The organism is Celeribacter marinus, assembly GCF_965656515.1.
Classification (GTDB): Bacteria; Pseudomonadota; Alphaproteobacteria; order Rhodobacterales; family Rhodobacteraceae; genus Celeribacter; species Celeribacter marinus_D.
The window spans coordinates 1-18,984 of sequence record NZ_CBFHKW010000030.1 but is presented as its reverse complement, the minus strand read 5'-3'; the positions used below and the strand labels follow the sequence as shown (position 1 = coordinate 18,984).

Sequence of the window (18,984 nt, the reverse complement as noted above, 5' to 3'; positions counted from 1 at the left end):
AGAATACGCTAGAAAAACTGCTGCAAGATGGGCGAGGACGCCGCGCCGATGACCCGTGCATTGCCGCCCACACGTGCCTGTTCAATACGCGGCACAGTGATCCCACGCACATCAAGACGCTCAAACTCCAGACGGGTTTGCGCCACAAGGCGCATGCGGACATCATCCGGAAACGCACCATCGATCATCACAGCCTCAAAATCGATCACGCTGACCACACTGCGCACCGCGTGAGCCAGCGCTTTGGCAGACGCGAGGATCCAATCATCAAGCGATGTCCCAAAGCTCGACCAGTCTTGCGGCATCGCCCACATTAAATTTGTGTCTCCGCCCGCCTTTGCGACAGCAGCCTCCAAGACATACAAAGACGCAACATCCAGCAAAGCGCACTCTTGATGCGGGGCGCTTGAAACGGAGAGCGAGCCTAGGGATCCCGCATTGCGCTGGCGTCCCTCGATAACGGTAGAATCGAGCACGATTCCGCCGCCGATGAAAGAGCCGATAAAGAAATAGGCGTAGTCGTGGAATTCCCGCCCGCGCCCGAAAATGTATTCCGCACGACACGCCGCAGTTCCGTCATTTTCAATAAAGAGCGGGAGATCGGAAAACTTTGCAACTTCGTCAGCGAAGTCTATATCGCGCCAGATTTTAAAGTCTTCCGGCGCGCCAAGGGCATCCCCCCAGCTCCAAATCTCGGACGGGGCCGCGATGCCTATTCCGCAAATACGGGACACTTGGGTCGCACTGAGCGCATCGGACAGCTTTTCCATACCCTCTTTCAGATACGCGAAAATCAGATCGGGCATTGGATACCGGTAGGTCACAATGCTCTGGCCAAGCACCTCCCCCGCAAGGTTCATAACCGCCAAATCTGCACTACGGCGGCCAATCTTGAGACCAAACGACAGTGCCCCATCTGGGACGATTTCCATTGGGATTGACGGCTTACCCACCTTGCCGCGTTGAGGTTGCCCGCGGCGTACAAGGCCATCGGATTCGAGCTTGCGTAGAATGTTAGACACTGTTTGGGCGGACAAATCCGTGCGCTTGGCCAACTCACTGCCTGGCGTGCCACCATGGCGCTGTATCAGCGACATCACCAGCCGCTCGTTCAGTGCGCGCACCCCAATCTGGTTGACGCCAGATCGCAGGTCTTTGACTTCGCTTTTGCTCACAACTCTTCCTCCAATCGTGTGACTCTGCCTCAAACCTTTTAATAAATCAAATGGATTTATTTATTGACGCACTCGTCAGAATCAGATCAGTTAAGCAAGTTCCGTTTGAGGAAACGGTCGAATATTCGGACTCACAGCCATAAAGGCGCAGTCCACACTTTGGGAGGAACTACCATGAAGACATTGCTCGCAGGCAGCGCAATTGCGCTCGCAACGATGACATCCGGCGCATTTGCCGCTGACGTGTCCGCGTGCCTTATCACAAAAACAGACACCAACCCCTTCTTCGTGAAAATGAAGGAAGGCGCCGAGGCCAAAGCCGCCGAGCTTGGTATCGAACTTAAATCGTTCGCAGGCAAAGTAGATGGCGACCACGAAACACAAGTGGCAGCTATCGAAACGTGCATCGCAGACGGCGCAAAAGGCATCTTGATCACAGCGTCCGACACATCGTCCATCACGACATCGGTTGCTCAGGCACGTGATGCGGGCCTCTTGGTCATCGCACTCGACACACCGCTTGACCCGATTGATGCGGCTGACGCGACATTCGCCACAGACAACTTCCTTGCGGGTGAATTGATCGGTAAATGGGCTGCGGCGAAACTCGGTGCAGATGCGGCAAACGCAAAAATCGCAATGCTCGATCTCGCAGTGTCCCAACCAACCGTTGGCGTTTTGCGTGACCAAGGTTTCCTTCAGGGCTTTGGCATCGAACTTGGCGATCCAAACAAATGGGGCGACGAAACTGACCCACGTATCGTCGGCAACGACGTCACACAGGGCAACGAAGAGGGCGGCCGCAAGGCAATGGAAAACCTCCTCGCATCTGATCCTGAAATCAACGTGGTCTACACGATCAACGAGCCTGCTGCAGCTGGTGCCTACGAAGCTCTTAAATCCATCGGCCGTGAGAATGACGTTCTCATCGTGTCCGTGGATGGCGGTTGCCCAGGCGTTCAGAACATCGCAGACGGTGTGATCGGCGCAACAGCGCAGCAGTACCCGCTCTTGATGGCCTCCAAAGGCATCGAAGCAATTGCAGCATGGGCCGCCGACGGCACCAAGCCAGCAAACACCGAAGGCAAAGATTTCTTTGACACAGGCGTTGCTTTGATCACCGATCAGCCTGCGGACGGCGTTGAGTCAAAATCCGTAGCCGAAGGCATGGACCTCTGCTGGGGCTAAGTTAACCGACCTCCACGGGGTCGCGTAACGCACACACACAGCAGGGGCGGGCAGAAATGTCCGCCCCTCGTGCAAAATAAAAAGGGGTGGCCCACTGATTGGGGCCGCAAATGGAGGCAGACATGTCTAGCGATAATTATGAGGCAGCGATCACGGACAAAGGGTCCGATACAGTTGCCAGTTTTAACGACGAGCGCAAAGGTGCGCTTGCTCGGTTCCAACACCAACTCCACACGACGCCCGCTCTGGTCCCTTTGATCGTTCTGGTCGCGTCGATTGTTGTGTTCGGCCTCTTGCTCGGGTCCAAATTCTTTTCACCCTTTGCCTTAACCTTGATCTTACAACAGGTTCAGATCGTCGGCATTGTCGCGGCGGCTCAATCCTTGGTTATTCTGACGGCGGGCATCGACCTGTCTGTGGGGGCCATCATGGTGCTCAGCTCCGTTGTGATGGGGACGTTTACATTCCGATACGGGATGCCAGTGGGCGTATCGATCTTTGCCGGCATCAGCGTGGGTGCATTGTGTGGCTATATCAATGGCTACCTCATCGCCAAGGTAAAACTACCACCGTTCATCGTCACCTTGGGCATGTGGCAAATCGTACTGGCGACCAACTTTCTGTATTCCGCAAACGAGACCATCCGCGCCCAAGACATTGCGGCCGATGCGCCATTACTCCAGTTCTTTGCGACAAAGCTGAAAATCGGCGGCGCGGTCTTTACCTTTGGTGTGATCTTTATGGTCGTGCTTATAGCCATTCTTGCCTACGTTTTGCGCCATACTGCGTGGGGGCGTCACGTCTATGCCGTGGGCGATGACCCCGAGGCGGCCGAGCTGTCCGGCGTCAACGTCAAAAACACCCTGATCTCGGTCTACGTCATCGCTGGTGTGATCTGTGCCTTTGCAGGATGGGCCTTGATCGGGCGTATTGGATCGGTCTCGCCGACCTCTGGCCAACTGGCCAATATCGAAAGCATCACAGCCGTTGTGATCGGTGGTATCTCCCTCTTTGGCGGGCGTGGCTCTATCCTCGGTACGTTGTTTGGCGCGCTGATTGTGGGTGTGTTCACACTCGGCCTGCGCCTCATGGGTGCAGACGCGCAATGGACATACTTGCTCATCGGCGCTCTTATTATTGCGGCTGTTGCCGTTGACCAATGGATCAGAAAGGTGGCCGCGTAATGGAACCCATTCTCAAAGCTCGCAATCTCGTCAAACGTTACGGCAAAGTCGTGGCCCTCGATCATTGTGATTTCGAACTCTATCCGGGTGAAATCCTCGCCGTGATAGGTGACAACGGCGCAGGCAAATCGACCCTGATCAAAGCGCTCTCGGGCGCGGTTCAGGCCGATGCAGGCGAAGTGACACTTGATGGCAAGCCCGTCAACTTCAGTTCGCCAAACGATGCGCGCCATGCAGGGATTGAAACCGTTTACCAAACCCTCGCCATGTCCCCTGCCCTGTCGATCACAGACAATATGTTCATGGGGCGCGAATTGCGCCGACCCGGTATCGCCGGATCGATCTTTCGCAAACTCGACCGTCCCGCGATGGAAAAATTTGCGCGTGACAAGCTTTCGGAACTGGGCCTGATGACTATTCAGAACATCAACCAATCGGTTGAAACCCTATCGGGTGGTCAACGCCAAGGCGTGGCCGTGGCCCGTGCCGCGGCATTCGGGTCAAAGGTTGTGATCCTCGATGAGCCAACCGCAGCCCTCGGCGTCAAAGAAAGCCGCCGTGTGTTGGAGTTGATCCAAGAGGTCCGATCTCGCGGCATTCCGATTATCCTGATCTCGCACAACATGCCGCATGTATTCGAAGTGGCCGATCGCATCCACGTGCACCGTTTAGGCAAACGCCTATGTGTGATCGATCCCAAAAAGTACACAATGTCAGATGCTGTGGCCTTTATGACCGGCGCAAAAGACGCTCCAACCGAAGATCGGGCGGCCTAACCTATGAAAATTTCAGGTCTTACATCTGAAATCAAAAAACTCGCACAAGGGCGGGAGCGCACGCTCATCGCCCTTGTCGGCCCCCCAGGTGCGGGCAAGTCCACGCTTGCGGAGCCATTGGCAAAGGCTCTTGGCCCACGCGCTCAAGTGGTGCCGATGGACGGGTTTCACCACGACAATGACTGGCTTGATGCACGCGATTTACGCGCTCGAAAAGGGTCTCCTGAAACCTTTGACGTGGAGGGCTTCGTCGCATTGGTCCGCGCCCTCAAAACAGGGGCGGTGACCGAGTATCCACTGTTTGATCGCACCTCTGATAGCGTTATCCAAGGCGCAGGCCATCTGCGCGACGACGCCGACATTGTGATCGTGGAAGGGAATTACCTGCTTCTCAACCACGATGGATGGCGCGACTTGCACCCACTTTGGGATGCGTCAATCATGCTCAACGTGGACGCGGACATCTTGCGTGGGCGACTCGTGCAACGTTGGATTGACCACGGCTTTTCCCCTAAAGACGCAATGGCGAAGGCGCGCGAAAACGATCTCAAAAACGCAGGGACAGTCATAGGCGACAGTATTCGCGCCACATATATCGTGCCCAATTAAAAGCCCCGCGCAGAACTGCGCGAGGCCTCTCACAATACAGACACAACAGCTTTACTCAGCGGCGAGTGCGCTCGGCGCTGCAATCTGAGCGTTCAATTGCCAGATCTGAACAGCCGCGTCAGCCGCCTCGCGGCCTTTGCCAACGAAATGATCGAAATAGAATTTCTCGTGCTCGCCTTTGGGCTGGAAATGGTGCGGTGTTAACGACACGGACAACATCGGCACACCCGTTTTCAATTGGGCCTCCATCAGGCCGGAAACGACCGCTTGGGCAACGAAATCATGGCGGTAGATACCACCATCGACAACCAAAGCAGCGGCGGCAATAGCATCAAATTCGCCCGTCTGCGCCAGTTTTTGTGCGACCAACGGCATCTCGAATGCGCCGGGCACGTCATAGGTCTCAACAACTGCGTCGACACCCAACTCGGCAAGGCGCGCCTTGAACCCAACCAGCGCTTGGTCGACAATATCGGCATGCCAACGGGCTTTGATAAATGCGAATTTTGGGGATTTTGTCATGGCTCATGATCCTCTCAAGCAGACAGAATCCCAGAGCATAAAGGTCGCCCCGCACGATTGCGGGTCGTTCATCCTCTCTCATCCGGACTATGACCGTCGGCTCTGGAATTTCACCAGTATCTGCTGACCCAAGATTCTTACGAAAAGAACCAAGGCGCTCGCGGGCTATAACCGCCGGTGGGGAATTTCGCCCCGCCCTGAGAATGAAAGGTATTTAGGGGTGGCGTTCCCTCGAGTCAATCAGGCGGACAGAAAAACGCCCCCGCATCGACTGTGACGCGGGGGCGTGTCCGTATCTCGTGTAATGATACGATCAGGTTTTGAACACGCGGTAGATCGCAGGGATCACCAAAACTGTGAGCAAGGTTGAGGTCAAAAGACCGAACAAAAGCGAAATCGCAAGCCCTTGGAAAATCGGATCGGCAAGGATCACCACCGCCCCGATCATCGCGGCAATCGCGGTCAACAGGATCGGTTTAAACCGGATCGCACCCGCGTCTATGAGGATTTGCACCTTATCCACGCCCTCATCGGCATTGCGGATAAAATCCACAAGAAGGATCGAGTTGCGCACGATGATCCCCGCAAGCGCGATAAACCCGATCATCGAGGTGGCCGAGAATGGCGCATTAAGCAACCAGTGGCCAAAGATGATCCCAAGGAACGTCAGCGGGATCGGAGTTAGCACCACGAGGGGCAAACGGAACGATCCGAATTGCGCCACCACAAGGATGTAGATGCCGAGTAATGCTATCGCAAAGGCCGCGCCCATATCGCGGAAGGTGACATAGGTCACTTCCCATTCCCCATCCCACAACAACGTTGGATGGCTCTCGTCATCGGGTTGACCGTAGTAGGAAATGACGGGCTTTTCACCCTCCTCCCACTCCATCGCATCAAGCGCATCCGACACCGCAAACATGCCGTAAATCGGTGCCTCATAGTCCCCCGCAAGTTCGGCGGTGACCATTTCGGCAAAGCGACCGTTGCGGCGAAAAATGGGGAAAGACACGGTCTCTTCGCGCACGTCGATGACATCCCCGAGCTCAACCACGCCACGCGCACCGGGCAGGACATTGGCGGGGATCGGCGTCGACAAAAACGCCTCATCCATCACACGTTCACCCTTGGCGCGCTCGACCACGATGGGGATCGGATGCCGCCCCATACCGCGATGCGAGTAGCCGACAGTCGCCCCGCCGTTCAAGATACCCATTGTGTCAAACACATCTTGTTCTTGAACTTGGAAAAACTCCAGATCGTCCGTATTCACAGTGGCCCGCAAACGGCGCGGCTGTGTGCCAAAGCTGTCATCGACATCGACAACAAACGGCACCGCCTCAAAGGCCGCGCGTATTTTGGTTGCGGTCGCACGGCGCGCATCCGCGGTTGGCCCGTAGACCTCAGCCAGCAAAGTCGCCATCACGGGCGGTCCGGGAGGTGGCTCAACCGTTTTGATATTTGTCCCCACAGGCACGTCCAGCTCCGCAATCATTGCACGGATAACCAAGGCAAGGTCGTGGCTCGTGCGCTCGCGGTCGTGTTTGGCCGTCAGGTTGATCTGGACATCCCCCATATGGGCCCGTTCGCGCAAATAGTAATGCCGCACCAAGCCGTTGAAGTTGAACGGAGCTGCGGTTCCTGCGTGGGTTTGCGCCGACACAACCTCGGGCAGGTCCACCACCAAACGCGCGATGGATTGCGCCACGGCATCGGTTTGTTCCACGGACGTGCCCTCGGGCATATCGATCACCACAGACAGTTCCGATTTATTGTCAAAGGGCAGCAATTTTACGGTCACGTCCTTGGTATAGATCGCGGTGAGCGACCCGAATGACAGAACCGCAGTGATGATCAAAAACAGACCTGAGCGCCCTTTGGAGGCAAGGATCGGCTTGGCCACTTTGGCGTAAACACGGCCAAGCGCACCGCCATGATCAGCGCCACTATCGCCATGTCCGCCCGCATGCGCAGGCGCATTGCCCGCGATTTTGAACATCAACCACGGGGTGATCATCACCGCCACAAAGAACGAAAAGATCATAGCGGCTGAGGCATTGGCGGGAATGGGCGACATATAGGGCCCCATCAGGCCGGACACAAACAACATCGGCAATAGCGCCACAACCACGGTCAATGTCGCCACAATCGTGGGGTTGCCCACTTCGGCCACGGCATCGATGGCGGCGGCTTTGCGGTCGCGACTGTCCTTCATCCCCCAATGGCGCGCAATGTTTTCAATCACCACAATGGCATCATCGACCAAGATCCCGATGGAGAAAATCAGTGCGAATAGCGACACGCGGTTGAGCGTGTACCCCATGATCCACGAGGCAAACAGCGTCAGCAGGATCGTCACGGGGATCACAATGGCCACCACAATGGACTCGCGCCAACCGATCGCGATGAGCACCAGACCGATGATCGAGACGGTGGCCAGACCAAGGTGGAACAACAACTCGTTGGCTTTTTCATCCGCCGTCTCGCCGTAATCGCGGGTGATCTCGACGTGGATTGTGTCGGGTATAATTGACCCTTCGGCCATATGGACCTTGTGCAAAATCTCTTCGGCTTGGATCACGGCATTCGATCCCGCACGCTTGGCCACGGCCAAGGTCACGGCGGGCATGCGGGTGACAATACCATCCTCTTTGGTGACGGACGCCACGATTTGATCGGAGGTGTTGAAGACAAATTCCACATCCGCCACATCGCTGACATAGACAGGGCGCGCATCGCGGGTGGTGACCAAAAGACTGCCAATCTCGGCGGGGGAAGTCAGCGTCTCACCAACGATCAGATCAATCATCTGGCCGCCATCACGTAGCGGGCCGGTGTTCATGGATGTGTTTGCCGATTGCACCTTTCCAGCGAGCTGTTGCAGCGTGACGCCATACAGAGCGAGGCGTTCTGGATCGGGGCGCACACGGATCGCTTCCGGTGCTTCGCCAACGATATAGGATAGGCCGACATCGGAAATTTTCGCAATCTCGCCGCGCAATTCACGCGCAATGCGCGTCAACTCGTTGGCGGTGATCTCATAGTGGCCCGCGTTGGGTGACAGGGTCAGCGACACAATCGCCACATCATCAATCCCGCGCCCGACAATAAGCGGCTCAGGGATGCCCACAGGGATACGGTCAATATTGGCGCGCACTTTGTCATGGACACGCAAAATCGCGGCATCTGCGGAGGTGCCAACCACAAAACGCGCGGTCACCATCGAATAGTCATCTGAGGTCTGGGAATACACGTGCTCGACGCCGCTGATCCCCTTGACGATGGTTTCCATCGGCTCGGTAACAAGGCGCACGGCATCCGGCGCTTTCAGGCCAGGGGCCTGAATGTGGATATCCACAAGCGGGACAGAGATTTGCGGCTCTTCCTCACGCGGCAAGCTGCCCTGAGCGACAAGCCCCACTGCCAAGGCGACGATGATCAAAAGAGGCGTCAAAGGCGAGCTGATAAACGCGCGTGTTAATGCACCAGCCAGCCCGAGTTTCCATGTTTTTGGCTCAGAGCTACTCATTGCAGCACTCCCCATCCGCAGGGACGATGACATCGCCCACATTGAGACCGGTCACAATTTCGACCACCCCGCCGGACACGTCACCGGGCACCACAGCGCGCAATACAACGTCATCGCCCTTGTCGCGCACAGGCACAAAATCCATGCCCGAACGCGTGATGAGCGCCTCCACAGGCACAGTGATTGCGTCTCTTTGCCCGACTGGAATGCGCACTAACACGCGCGCATCAACAAAGGCGGAGGATAGCCCATCGACCTCGACATCGGCAATCACACGCCCGTTTTCGATCTGCGGATACAGGCGCACCAACGTTCCGCTCGCGGGCTGACCCGCGCTATCAATAACGATGGATGCCCCAGTGACCAAAGCCTGTGCATGGCGCTCGGGGATCGCAAGGCGCAGGTAAAACCCGCCGCCACCAATCATGGAAATCGCTTCGCCGGGCATGACAACCGCCCCTTTTGTCACTGGTACGTTGAGCACGCGACCCGCAGCTGGGGCGAGCACCGCCCCCTCGGCAGTTTGTTGTTCGACAACGCTACGCTGTGCGCTCGTGGCCGCAATCTGCCCCTCCAACACGCCGACTTGCGTGCGCAATGCGTCTAGACGTTGTACCGTGGTCACGCCCCGCTCAAGAAGGCTTTCACCACGCGTCAATTCCACCTGTGCGTTATCAAGCTGCGTCTGCAAGGCGGTGATCTGCGCATCAATGGCGCGCAATTGAAATTCAAGCTTTTGATCAAACACCTGTCCAATAACTTGTCCCGCCTCGACAAGGTCGCCTTCAGAAATAGCAAGCTCGGTCAATGTGCCGCCGATACGGGCGCGGGCCGGAACCAGATCACGCGCCTCAATGCGACCATAGACGGCTTTCCACTCGGTCACGCGAGACGAGGTGATCACAGTATCAGCCATGCCCATCAGGGGCCACAAACCAATCGTTGCCGCTATCATCATCAGCCTCATCGTAAATTCCTTTCGCGATTTGGGGCGCACATATGGATATGCTTGGCCCGCGCAACGCGGACCGCACACCTGTTTAGCTCCAATCGCTAGGGCGGGTCTGTGACGAAGTCACATGTACGACATGCAAAACGCGCACCCCCGTGGGAATGCGCGTTAGGATCAATTTCGAGAGACACTCGGGATAGCCGCACCTTACCGCGCGGGCGCGATTAGCCGCCTGCAATAAGCGCCACGTTGCCGCCCGCTGCGGTGGTATCCACACACAGGTGTCTCTCATGCATCACATGTCCCGTGTCGGGCATACAGGGGATCAATGGCACGATCGCACCCGCGCGGCGTGCTAGCGCTTGTGCGTAATCTTGACCATCGTCGCCCCAATAAATCACCCCCGCGATACCAACGAGCGTTTCCAAAACATTGGATGGTATATGACCACGCGTACGGACCGCGATGCCACCCAGTCGCTCGACCTCGGCGGCCTGTTCGTCAACTGCGGCTTGCGTTGGTCCAAGACAAAGGATCGGACCGCGCGGCAATGTGGTCAACGTATTGGCCTCACCCGTTGGACCAGGCATAGCCACAGCGTGGCGCGGCATCTCATGCACGGTTGCGCGTGCATCATCGACCAACCGCTGAAGGTCCGCCGCGTCATCATCACAGGTCCACACCCCTGAGGCCGTACGCGCCTGCCCCGTGCAAAAGCGCGTCAGATATAGAGGGCCGCCCGCTTTTGGACCGGTCCCCGACAAGCCCTCACCACCGAACGGTTGCGAGCCGACAACCGCGCCAATTTGGTTGCGGTTCACATAGACATTGCCCACATGGACCTTGTCCGCGATCTCTTGCACACGGCTGTCAATACGGGTGTGAAGGCCAAAAGTAAGACCGTAGCCCCGCGCATTGATATCGTCGATCACACCATCAAGATCGGTTGCCTTGAATGTCGCGACATGAAGGACGGGACCAAACACCTCACGGTCCAGATCGTCAATTCCGTCCACTTTGATCAGGCAAGGGGCAACAAATGTGCCTTCCTTTGGCGGCAAGGTCCGGTAGAGTAACCGCCCGCCCTTGATTGCAGTCTCAATATACGCGTTGATTTGGTCGCGCGCCGCGGCGTCAATCACGGGGCCGATATCTGTCGCCAGATCCCACGGATCTCCAACGGCCAACTCGTCCATAGCCCCCTTGATCATTGTGATCAAAGCGGGAGCAATGTCCTCTTGGACATACAAACAGCGCAAAGCCGAACACCGCTGGCCTGCGGACTGGAATGCCGAGGCCACGATGTCACGCGCAGCTTGTTCCGGCAACGCGGTGCTATCGACGATCATTGCGTTTAGTCCGCCCGTTTCGGCAATCAACGGCGCATCTGGCGACAGATGTTGCGCCATAGACGTGCGAATGCGCAACGCGGTCTCGGTCGAGCCGGTAAAGACAACACCGTTTACGCGCGCATCACGCGTAAGCGCCGCGCCCACGGTTGCGCCATCGCCCGTCAAGAGTTGAAGTGCTTCACGTGGCACTCCCGCCTTGTGCAACAAATCCACCGCCATTGTGGCAATGATCGGCGTTTGCTCGGCCGGTTTGGCCAACACCGAATTGCCTGCGGCGAGCGCGGCCGCAATCTGGCCGGTAAAGATCGCAAGTGGGAAATTCCAAGGCGAAATTGCCACAACGCAGCCCAGCGGTTTTACATTGCCCAATAGCTCCGCTTGCGCGGCGTAATAGCGTAAAAAGTCGACCGCCTCGCGCAATTCGCCCACAGCGTCCGACAAGGATTTCCCCGCCTCCACTGCCAGAGCGGCAAAGATCGCGCCGAATTCCGCCTCATATAAATCCGCCGCGCGGCGTAGTGCATCCGCGCGCTGCGCCACCGGCGCAGACCACGGCATCGCCGCCGCGAGTGCCGATGCGACAGCATCAGAATTCGCATCAATCGCCGTGCCGATGCGCGCGCCCGTTGCGGGATTAATCACATCGCGCTGCGTGCCATGGACCTCGACCGCACATCGTGGTGCGGCTTGCGGTAAAACAGCAGACGCACGCGCCACATTGATCTCGGCCAATGTAGCCTCATCGGTCAAATCGAACCCGCGAGAGTTTTCACGCTCACCCCCAAACAAGGCATGCGGCGCAACAAGGCCGCTATGCGCATGATGCTCCTCCAATTGCGCAAACGGATCACGCGCCACCTCTTCGGGAGAGACATCCTCATCGACAATCTGGTTGACGAAAGACGAGTTGGCCCCATTTTCCAACAGGCGCCGCACAAGGTAGGCAAGCAGATCGCGGTGCGCCCCTACGGGTGCATAAATGCGACAACGTGCGGCCTCATCGCGCAACACAATATCGTGCAAACGCTCCCCCATGCCGTGCAGGCGCTGGAACTCATAGGCCTGCCCGTCCGCCAATTCCAAAATCGCAGACACCGTATGCGCGTTATGCGTGGCAAACTGCGGATACAGGCGATCAGCATATCCCAAGAGGGTCTTGGCATTCGCGATGTAGCTAACATCAGTGGCGCATTTGGTGGTGAACAACGGGAAATCGGCGTGCCCTTCGACTTGGGCGTGCTTCATCTCGGTGTCCCAATAGGCCCCCTTGACCAGACGCACCATGAGCTTGCGATCGAGTGCAATCGCGGTGTCATTCAGCCAGTCAATGACGGCACCGGCGCGCCGGCCATAAGCCTGAACCACAACACCAAACCCGTCCCAACCCGCCAGTTCAGGGTCGGCCAAAACCGCATGAATGACTTTTAGGGACAAGACCAGACGATCTTGTTCCTCGGCATCAATGTTAAACCCCATGTTGGCCGCACGGGCCTGACGCGCCAAGTCCCGCACAATGGGGACGAGTTCCGCCATGACGCGGTCCTCTTTCGCCACTTCGTAGCGCGGATGCAGAGCAGACAACTTAATCGAGATACCCGGATTGTCGCGTACCGATCCTTTGTCACAACGGGCCGCGATCTGCGTCATCGCAGCTCCATAGGCCTTGGCATAACGCGCCGCGTCACCCGCCGTCATCGCCGCCTCGCCCAACATATCGTAGCTATAGGTGTAGCCCTTGGCCTCTTGGCGGGCGGCGCGGTCCAATGCTGCGTCAATAGATTGACCCAGCACGAACTGGCGACCCATTTCTTTCATCGCCCGCGACACAGCGGTGCGAATAACAGGTTCGCCCAATCGCTTTATCGCGCCACGCAGCGTCCCCGCCAGCCCCGGCTTTTCATCGTCAAGAACGCGACCCGTGAGCATCAACGCCCATGTCGACGCATTCACCATCGGGGAGGACGCCGCACCAAGGTGGCGGCTCCAATCGGACGGCGCGATTTTATCCTCGATCAACTCATCCATCGTCTCGCGATCGGGCACGCGCAACATGGCCTCGGCCAAGCACATCAACGCCACACCTTCGCGCGTGGATAGACCGTACTCCGCCAAGAAATGCTCCATCAATGTCGGCGCAGATTCTTTGCGGATGCGTGTGATAAGCCCCGCCGCACGCGTGGAAATCGCGGCGCGCACATGTGCCGATAGGGCTGCTTGCGCAATCAGCGCATCCAGCACCTCCCCCTCGGGGCGGCATTTATCAAAAGCCAGGTGATCGGACAAAGCCGTAGAGATGAGTGCAGCGTTCATGAGGACCACCAAATTTGAGGGAAAGCATTCGGCCCCATTATAGTGGTTTTGACTCGCACCATATGACCTATTGAGGTACACATTGCAGTCAAGTCGACTAAAATTTACTCAAAGGGCAGTCCAAATGAAAAGTGCACTCGATAGCTTTGATCGCAAGATTCTCGATCTGTTGACCACTGACGCACGGATGCCAATCACGCAACTAAGTGTGCGCGTCGGCCTGTCTAAAACGCCAGTTGCTGCGCGGATCAAACGCTTAGAGGATGATGGGATCATCACTGGCTACCGTGCCGTTCTCTCCACCACACAGTTGGGGTTAAGCCACGTTGCCTTTGTTGAGGTCAAGTTGGCAGATACCCGCGAAAAGTCCCTGCGCGACTTCAATGCCGCCGCAAAACTTGTCCCCGAAATTGCGGAATGCCACATGATCGCGGGGGGCTACGACTATCTCCTTAAGGTGCGGACCACCAATATCGAGGCCTACCGCGCCGTGATGGGGCAACGGATTTCAGCCCTGCCCCACGTGGTCTCCACCTCGACCTATGTGGCGATGGAAACGGTTGTCGAACAAACCAACCCGCCCATATCAACCATCACATCCTAGCACAGAGATCATCACTCGATTTTCAACTAACATACTAGAATTCATCTCTGACACATGGTAAGCCGTGAGACAACCGGCCTCGCCCACGACGTTGCGCGAGAACGCCGCCCCTCAAACGGAGACGAGACATGCAAGAAAGCTGGCGTTGGTATGGTCCACTGGACAAAATTGCGTTGTCCCAAATCGCACAAACAGGCGCAGGTGGAATCGTCACCTCCTTACACGAAATCCCGTATGGCGAAGTCTGGACGCGCGCGGCCATTGCGGCGCGCAAATCGTTGATCGCGGATGCCCGCCACGGACAGGTTTGGAACGTGGTAGAGAGCCTCCCCATTCACGAGCGCATCAAACGTGGGGAGGGCGACCTGTCGGGCCTGTTTGCCAACTACCGCCAAAGCATGGCCAATCTTGCGGCCGAAGGCATTACAACGATTTGCTATAACTTTATGCCGCTGATCGACTGGACGCGGACCGCGCTTGCCAATCCGTTGCCCAATGGCGGGACGAGCCTGCGATTTGAACAGGCGCAAATCGCCGCACTCGAATTGCATATGCTAGAGCGCGATGGTGCCGAGGCCGACTTTAGCGACGATGTGAAAGCGCGCGCAAAAATGTGGTTCGATGCCTCAACCGCTGATGATCGCGAAGCCTTGATCAATGCCGTAATGGCGGGCCTCCCCGGCGCATACGACCGCTATGACGTGCCTGCCCTAAAGCACGCTTTGACGCTTTACGCCGGCATGGGGCGCGATGATATTCGCGCCAATTACGCCCGCTTTCTCGCAGAGGTTATTCCTGCCGCCCAAGATCTCGGAATGTCGTTTTGCGTTCACCCTGATGACCCGCCGCGCGACATATTCGGCCTGCCCCGCGTTGTGTCGAACGCCGAGGACATCGCGTGGATTTTCGAGCAACAAGACGCGGTTGAAAACGGATTGACCCTATGTGCCGGATCGCTGGGGGCTAACCCCGCGAATGACATTCCAGCGATTGCGCGCCGCTTTGCCGAGCGCATCCATTTCATCCACTTGCGCAACGTGCGCAAAGACGCGGACGGGTCGTTCGAAGAGGCCGCACACCTCGAGGGCGACACCGATATGGTTGCACTCATCGCCGCCCTTTTGGCCGAAGAGAACCGCCGCAAAGACATCGGCAGGTCGGACACCAACATTCCGTGGCGCCCCGATCATGGCCATGAACTCTTGTCGGACATCGGATCGGGGACGCACCCGGGTTACCCACTTGTCGGGCGACTCCGTGGTCTGGCCGAAATACGCGGTATCATTACGGCGCTGAGCCATTCACAGGTCACGTTTACCTAAACGATGGACACAGCGCCATCACTGTCCTTGGTGACGCAGAACCACGGCCACCGTCTTTAGAAGCACTTTCAAATCCTCGCAAACAGACAACGTAGCATCGTACTCTTCGTCGAACGCCAGCCGTTCGGCGAAGGTCACGGAATTGCGGGACGACACCTGCCATGCCCCTGAAATTCCCGGACGCAGCCGATAATAGGCGCTCGCGCGACCACTGGAATAAAGCGGCTCTTGGTCAACTGTAAACGGGCGTGGACCGATCAGGCTCATATCACCGCGCAGGACATTCCAGAACTGCGGCAACTCGTCGAGAGAGGTCGCCCGCAAAATCCGTCCAAAACACGTGATGCGTGGATCATCGGTCAGCTTTTGATAGGCCTCCCACTGTGCGCGTACCAACGGATCACCGGCACAATGCGCAGCCAAAACATGCTCTGCGTCCACGACCATCGTGCGCAGTTTGTAGCAGGCAAACGGAACGCCGCCCTTGCCAACGCGTGTGTGCGCAAAGAAAGCCGGACCACCATCTCGGCGCACAATAAACGCGAATAGAATAACCAGCGGCACTACGATTGGCGCGATCACAAGAACAAATAAAATATCAAAGAGACGCTTTCCACCGCGTCGATAAAGCAATTGGGTCTTGCGGCGGCGTAAAGCAACAGGTTCGCTAATAAATGTCATAAGGCCCTCACAACACCCGGTCATTAAACTCTGAGCATGCGCGATGGAATGACACGGCGCGCATCGCAGGCGCATACACAAACACAACCATAGCGCGCAATTTATGATTAATGCAATCATAACGTGTGCACTTTCAGCCCAACCCCAAACGACCCGCCAATGATCCCCACCCAAACTATGCAAACAGCCAGATCACTTTGCGTCATTTTCAAATGATTTGAACAAGTGATATCCCGCGATTACGGGTGGTAAGCCACCTGCCCGACTTCCATATTAGACCTAACCCCAAGAGCGATTAGGAGCTTTTATGTCAGCCAAATACTACGCCCCAACTGGGGGGCATCCGAGCCAAGAGCAGCTCCTCACGGATCGTGCCATTTTCACCGACGCCTACGCGGTCATTCCCAAAGGCACGATGCGCGATATCGTGACAAGTTTCCTGCCGTTTTGGGACAAAACACGGCTTTGGGTGCTTTCGCGCCCTCTTAGCGGTTTTGCAGAAACCTTTTCGCAGTACATCATGGAAGTGTCGCCAAACGGCGGCTCGGAGCGACCCGAGTTGGACCCCGCCGCCCAAGGCGTGTTGTTCGTGGTTGAGGGACACGCAACCCTGAGCGTCGACGGTAAAGAGCATGTTTTGAATGAGGGCGGCTATGCCTACCTGCCGCCGAACACCAACTGGACGCTGCACAACAAAACCGACGACATGTTGCGGTTTCACTGGATCCGCAAAGCGTATGAGGCGGTTGACGGTCTGGACATGCCTGAGGTCATCATCACAAACGAGAAAGATGTCGCGCCAACGGTCATGCCTGACACCGATGGCAAGTGGGCCACAACGCGCTTTGTCGATCCCACTGACTTGCGCCACGACATGCATGTGACGGTTGTGACCTTTGAACCCGGTGCGGTCATTCCATTTCTGGAAACCCATGTGATGGAACACGGCCTTTATGTTCTAGAGGGCAAAGCGGTCTACCGGTTGAACAATGACTGGGTTGAGGTTGAGGCGGGCGACTACATGTGGCTGCGCGCATTCTGCCCGCAAGCGTGCTACTCGGGCGGACCGGGACCATTCCGCTACCTGCTCTACAAAGACGTCAATCGCCACATGAAGTTGCGCCCATTTTCATAACAGCGACACACAGCACATAAAAAAAGGCCCAGTCTCGCGACTGGGCCTTTTCTCTTATTTACCGGTTTAGATTACTTGGACTTGGAGCCAAGCGATCCTTCGCCGTGGCCAGACATGCCGCCCGAAACCTCTTCGGTTGCCTCATCAGACAGCTCTTCTGGCAAGATCAAGTTGAGAACAATCGCGATAACAGCGGCGGGTAGAATGCCGCTTGTGGCGAGAATTTTCAGTGTGCCGGGCAAGTATTGCAGCGCATCAGGCTCCAATTGCAGACCCAGACCCAACGACAGAGCAATCGCAAAGATTACCATGTTACGACGGTTCCAGCTCACATCGGACAGCATCGAAATACCCGCGGCAACAACCATGCCGAACATCACGATCACACCGCCGCCAAGAACCTCGATTGGGATCGACGAGATGATTGCGCCAACTTTCGGCACAAGACCACACACGATCAGGAAGATCGCACCAATGGTCACAACCCCACGGCTCATAACACCCGTCATCGCGATCAAACCAACGTTCTGGCTGAACGACGTGTTTGGCAGAGCGCCGAACAGACCCGAAATCGCGGTGCCAAATCCATCTGCGAATGTCGCACCTTGGATTTCTTTGTCTGTGGCTTCGCGACCTGCGCCGCCTTTGGTGATGCCCGATACATCGCCCACGGTTTCAACCGCAGACACAAACGACATCGCGCAAAAGCCGATGATCGCCGCGACCGAGAACTCGAGACCAAAATGCAGCGGGTTCGGCAGAGCAAAGCTTGCCGCACGGCCGATATTGCCAAGATTGACCTGACCCAACATGAACGCCAAAGCGTAGCCGACCAAAAGACCGATCAGAACCGCAGACACGGACAACATGCCGCGCGCAAAGAATTTCAGACCCAAAGTGACGATGATCACCGTGCTGGCCATGAGCCAGTTCACGCCAGATCCGTATTCAGGTGTGCCAATCGCAGGGACGCCACCCGCAGCATATTGAACGCCAACCTTTACAAGCGCGAGGCCGATCATGGTAACGACCAACCCCGTGACCAACGGCGGGAGCGCAAAACGGATTTTGCCGATAAACAGGCCAAGCACGGCGTGGAACAGACCGCCAACCAAAATACCGCCCATCAACACGGCAATCGCATCAACGCCCTTGCCCGCGACAAGCGGGATCATGATCGGAATGAACGCAAAGGATGTTCCCTGAACGATCGGAAGGCGTGCGCCCACGGGACCAAATCCGATGGTCTGGAACAAAGTGGCGATGCCTGCAAAGAACATCGACATCTGGATCATGTAGATCATCTGTGGAAAGTCAGCACTGTTTGAGCCAAACCCGAAACCCGCGGCACCACACACGATGATCGCCGGTGTCACGTTGGATACGAACATGGCCAAGACGTGTTGAATGCCCAGTGGCACCGCCTTGATCATTGGGGGGGTATAGTTCGGGTCGCGGAGTTGCTCCGGAGTCCCTATTGAAGTGTCAGTCATTGTCGTCCCTCTCCTGAGTTTGCCATTCCCCCTTTGTGGTGGATTTGGCGTCTTTATCTTTTATGTTGTGCCTTCAATCGTAAACGGGGTTTCAAACCAGTGCTCTTGCAAATTCGCGCCATCGCCAATGCGGTCGATAACGGCAAATAATC

At 56.8% G+C, this 18,984-nt stretch carries 14 protein-coding genes and 1 riboswitch; of the genes, 7 read left to right on the top strand and 7 right to left on the bottom strand.

The window, feature by feature from the left end; translation table 11 throughout:
* Positions 1 to 8: 8 nt before the first annotated feature.
* Positions 9 to 1,175 (bottom strand): ROK family transcriptional regulator, encoded by a 1,167-nt coding sequence (locus ACTG34_RS08380; RefSeq protein WP_439104495.1) that lies wholly within the window; start codon positions 1,173 to 1,175, stop codon positions 9 to 11.
* 174 nt (positions 1,176 to 1,349) lie between these two features.
* On the opposite strand from ACTG34_RS08380, the gene ACTG34_RS08375 reads away from it, so the two are divergent.
* The 4 genes from ACTG34_RS08375 (at position 1,350) to ACTG34_RS08360 (ending at position 4,932) form a co-directional block, all read left to right on the top strand.
* Positions 1,350 to 2,363 carry a sugar ABC transporter substrate-binding protein gene (locus tag ACTG34_RS08375; RefSeq protein ID WP_062219861.1) on the top strand — a complete coding sequence of 338 codons (1,014 nt, stop codon included), beginning with the start codon at positions 1,350 to 1,352 and terminating at the stop codon, positions 2,361 to 2,363.
* Positions 2,364 to 2,485: 122 nt separating this feature from the next.
* Complete coding sequence (locus tag ACTG34_RS08370) at positions 2,486 to 3,547, top strand: ABC transporter permease (RefSeq protein ID WP_439104494.1); 1,062 nt, start codon at positions 2,486 to 2,488, stop codon at positions 3,545 to 3,547.
* Positions 3,547 to 4,323: an ATP-binding cassette domain-containing protein gene (locus tag ACTG34_RS08365; protein ID WP_439104493.1), complete on the top strand. Its 777-nt coding sequence runs from the start codon at positions 3,547 to 3,549 to the stop codon at positions 4,321 to 4,323. The genes ACTG34_RS08370 and ACTG34_RS08365 overlap by 1 nt, the downstream gene beginning before the upstream one ends.
* A gap of 3 nt (positions 4,324 to 4,326) precedes the next feature.
* Positions 4,327 to 4,932, top strand: a complete 606-nt coding sequence (locus ACTG34_RS08360; protein WP_439104492.1) for an AAA family ATPase — start codon at positions 4,327 to 4,329, stop codon at positions 4,930 to 4,932.
* A gap of 51 nt (positions 4,933 to 4,983) precedes the next feature.
* On the opposite strand, the gene ACTG34_RS08355 is transcribed toward ACTG34_RS08360, so the two are convergent.
* From ACTG34_RS08355 to putA, 4 genes are all read right to left on the bottom strand, one after another.
* Positions 4,984 to 5,454, bottom strand: coding sequence for a 6,7-dimethyl-8-ribityllumazine synthase (locus ACTG34_RS08355; protein WP_439104491.1), 471 nt, complete (start codon positions 5,452 to 5,454; stop codon positions 4,984 to 4,986).
* A gap of 66 nt (positions 5,455 to 5,520) precedes the next feature.
* Positions 5,521 to 5,663: riboswitch (FMN riboswitch) on the bottom strand.
* A gap of 104 nt (positions 5,664 to 5,767) precedes the next feature.
* Positions 5,768 to 8,983 carry an efflux RND transporter permease subunit gene (locus ACTG34_RS08350; RefSeq protein ID WP_439104490.1) on the bottom strand — a complete coding sequence of 1,072 codons (3,216 nt, stop codon included), beginning with the start codon at positions 8,981 to 8,983 and terminating at the stop codon, positions 5,768 to 5,770.
* The gene (locus ACTG34_RS08345; RefSeq protein ID WP_439104489.1) at positions 8,976 to 9,950 is read right to left on the bottom strand and encodes an efflux RND transporter periplasmic adaptor subunit; all 975 of its coding nucleotides are present in this window, start codon (positions 9,948 to 9,950) and stop codon (positions 8,976 to 8,978) included. Before ACTG34_RS08345 ends, ACTG34_RS08350 begins: the two co-directional genes overlap by 8 nt.
* A gap of 209 nt (positions 9,951 to 10,159) precedes the next feature.
* Positions 10,160 to 13,597 (bottom strand): bifunctional proline dehydrogenase/L-glutamate gamma-semialdehyde dehydrogenase PutA, encoded by a 3,438-nt coding sequence (gene putA, locus ACTG34_RS08340; protein ID WP_439104488.1) that lies wholly within the window; start codon positions 13,595 to 13,597, stop codon positions 10,160 to 10,162.
* A gap of 124 nt (positions 13,598 to 13,721) precedes the next feature.
* On the opposite strand from putA, the gene ACTG34_RS08335 reads away from it, so the two are divergent.
* Positions 13,722 to 14,201 (top strand): Lrp/AsnC family transcriptional regulator, encoded by a 480-nt coding sequence (locus ACTG34_RS08335; RefSeq protein ID WP_439104487.1) that lies wholly within the window; start codon positions 13,722 to 13,724, stop codon positions 14,199 to 14,201.
* Between the two features lie 128 nt (positions 14,202 to 14,329).
* A complete protein-coding gene (gene uxuA, locus ACTG34_RS08330) occupies positions 14,330 to 15,523 on the top strand; it encodes a mannonate dehydratase (protein WP_439104486.1) in 1,194 nt (397 codons plus the stop codon).
* Between the two features lie 18 nt (positions 15,524 to 15,541).
* On the opposite strand, the gene ACTG34_RS08325 is transcribed toward uxuA, so the two are convergent.
* Positions 15,542 to 16,204 (bottom strand): sugar transferase, encoded by a 663-nt coding sequence (locus ACTG34_RS08325; RefSeq protein WP_439104485.1) that lies wholly within the window; start codon positions 16,202 to 16,204, stop codon positions 15,542 to 15,544.
* A gap of 307 nt (positions 16,205 to 16,511) precedes the next feature.
* Between ACTG34_RS08325 and ACTG34_RS08320 the strand changes: the two genes are divergently transcribed.
* Positions 16,512 to 17,339, top strand: coding sequence for a bifunctional allantoicase/(S)-ureidoglycine aminohydrolase (locus ACTG34_RS08320; RefSeq protein ID WP_439104484.1), 828 nt, complete (start codon positions 16,512 to 16,514; stop codon positions 17,337 to 17,339).
* Positions 17,340 to 17,410: 71 nt separating this feature from the next.
* Here ACTG34_RS08320 and ACTG34_RS08315 read toward each other — a convergent pair whose 3' ends face one another.
* Positions 17,411 to 18,832: a uracil-xanthine permease family protein gene (locus ACTG34_RS08315; RefSeq protein WP_062219884.1), complete on the bottom strand. Its 1,422-nt coding sequence runs from the start codon at positions 18,830 to 18,832 to the stop codon at positions 17,411 to 17,413.
* Between the last annotated feature and the right edge of the window lie 152 nt (positions 18,833 to 18,984).

What these genes read in the sequence shown, in the direction of transcription:
- ACTG34_RS08375 (WP_062219861.1), top strand. Translation starts at nt 1,350, where the DNA reads ATGAAGACATTGCTCGCAGGCAGCGCAATTGCGCTCGCAACGATGACA.
- ACTG34_RS08370 (WP_439104494.1), top strand. Translation starts at nt 2,486, where the DNA reads ATGTCTAGCGATAATTATGAGGCAGCGATCACGGACAAAGGGTCCGAT.
- ACTG34_RS08365 (WP_439104493.1), top strand. Translation starts at nt 3,547, where the DNA reads ATGGAACCCATTCTCAAAGCTCGCAATCTCGTCAAACGTTACGGCAAA.
- ACTG34_RS08360 (WP_439104492.1), top strand. Translation starts at nt 4,327, where the DNA reads ATGAAAATTTCAGGTCTTACATCTGAAATCAAAAAACTCGCACAAGGG.
- ACTG34_RS08355 (WP_439104491.1), bottom strand. Translation starts at nt 5,454, where the DNA reads ATGACAAAATCCCCAAAATTCGCATTTATCAAAGCCCGTTGGCATGCC.
- ACTG34_RS08350 (WP_439104490.1), bottom strand. Translation starts at nt 8,983, where the DNA reads ATGAGTAGCTCTGAGCCAAAAACATGGAAACTCGGGCTGGCTGGTGCA.
- ACTG34_RS08345 (WP_439104489.1), bottom strand. Translation starts at nt 9,950, where the DNA reads ATGAGGCTGATGATGATAGCGGCAACGATTGGTTTGTGGCCCCTGATG.
- putA (WP_439104488.1), bottom strand. Translation starts at nt 13,597, where the DNA reads ATGAACGCTGCACTCATCTCTACGGCTTTGTCCGATCACCTGGCTTTT.
- ACTG34_RS08335 (WP_439104487.1), top strand. Translation starts at nt 13,722, where the DNA reads ATGAAAAGTGCACTCGATAGCTTTGATCGCAAGATTCTCGATCTGTTG.
- uxuA (WP_439104486.1), top strand. Translation starts at nt 14,330, where the DNA reads ATGCAAGAAAGCTGGCGTTGGTATGGTCCACTGGACAAAATTGCGTTG.
- ACTG34_RS08325 (WP_439104485.1), bottom strand. Translation starts at nt 16,204, where the DNA reads ATGACATTTATTAGCGAACCTGTTGCTTTACGCCGCCGCAAGACCCAA.
- ACTG34_RS08320 (WP_439104484.1), top strand. Translation starts at nt 16,512, where the DNA reads ATGTCAGCCAAATACTACGCCCCAACTGGGGGGCATCCGAGCCAAGAG.
- ACTG34_RS08315 (WP_062219884.1), bottom strand. Translation starts at nt 18,832, where the DNA reads ATGACTGACACTTCAATAGGGACTCCGGAGCAACTCCGCGACCCGAAC.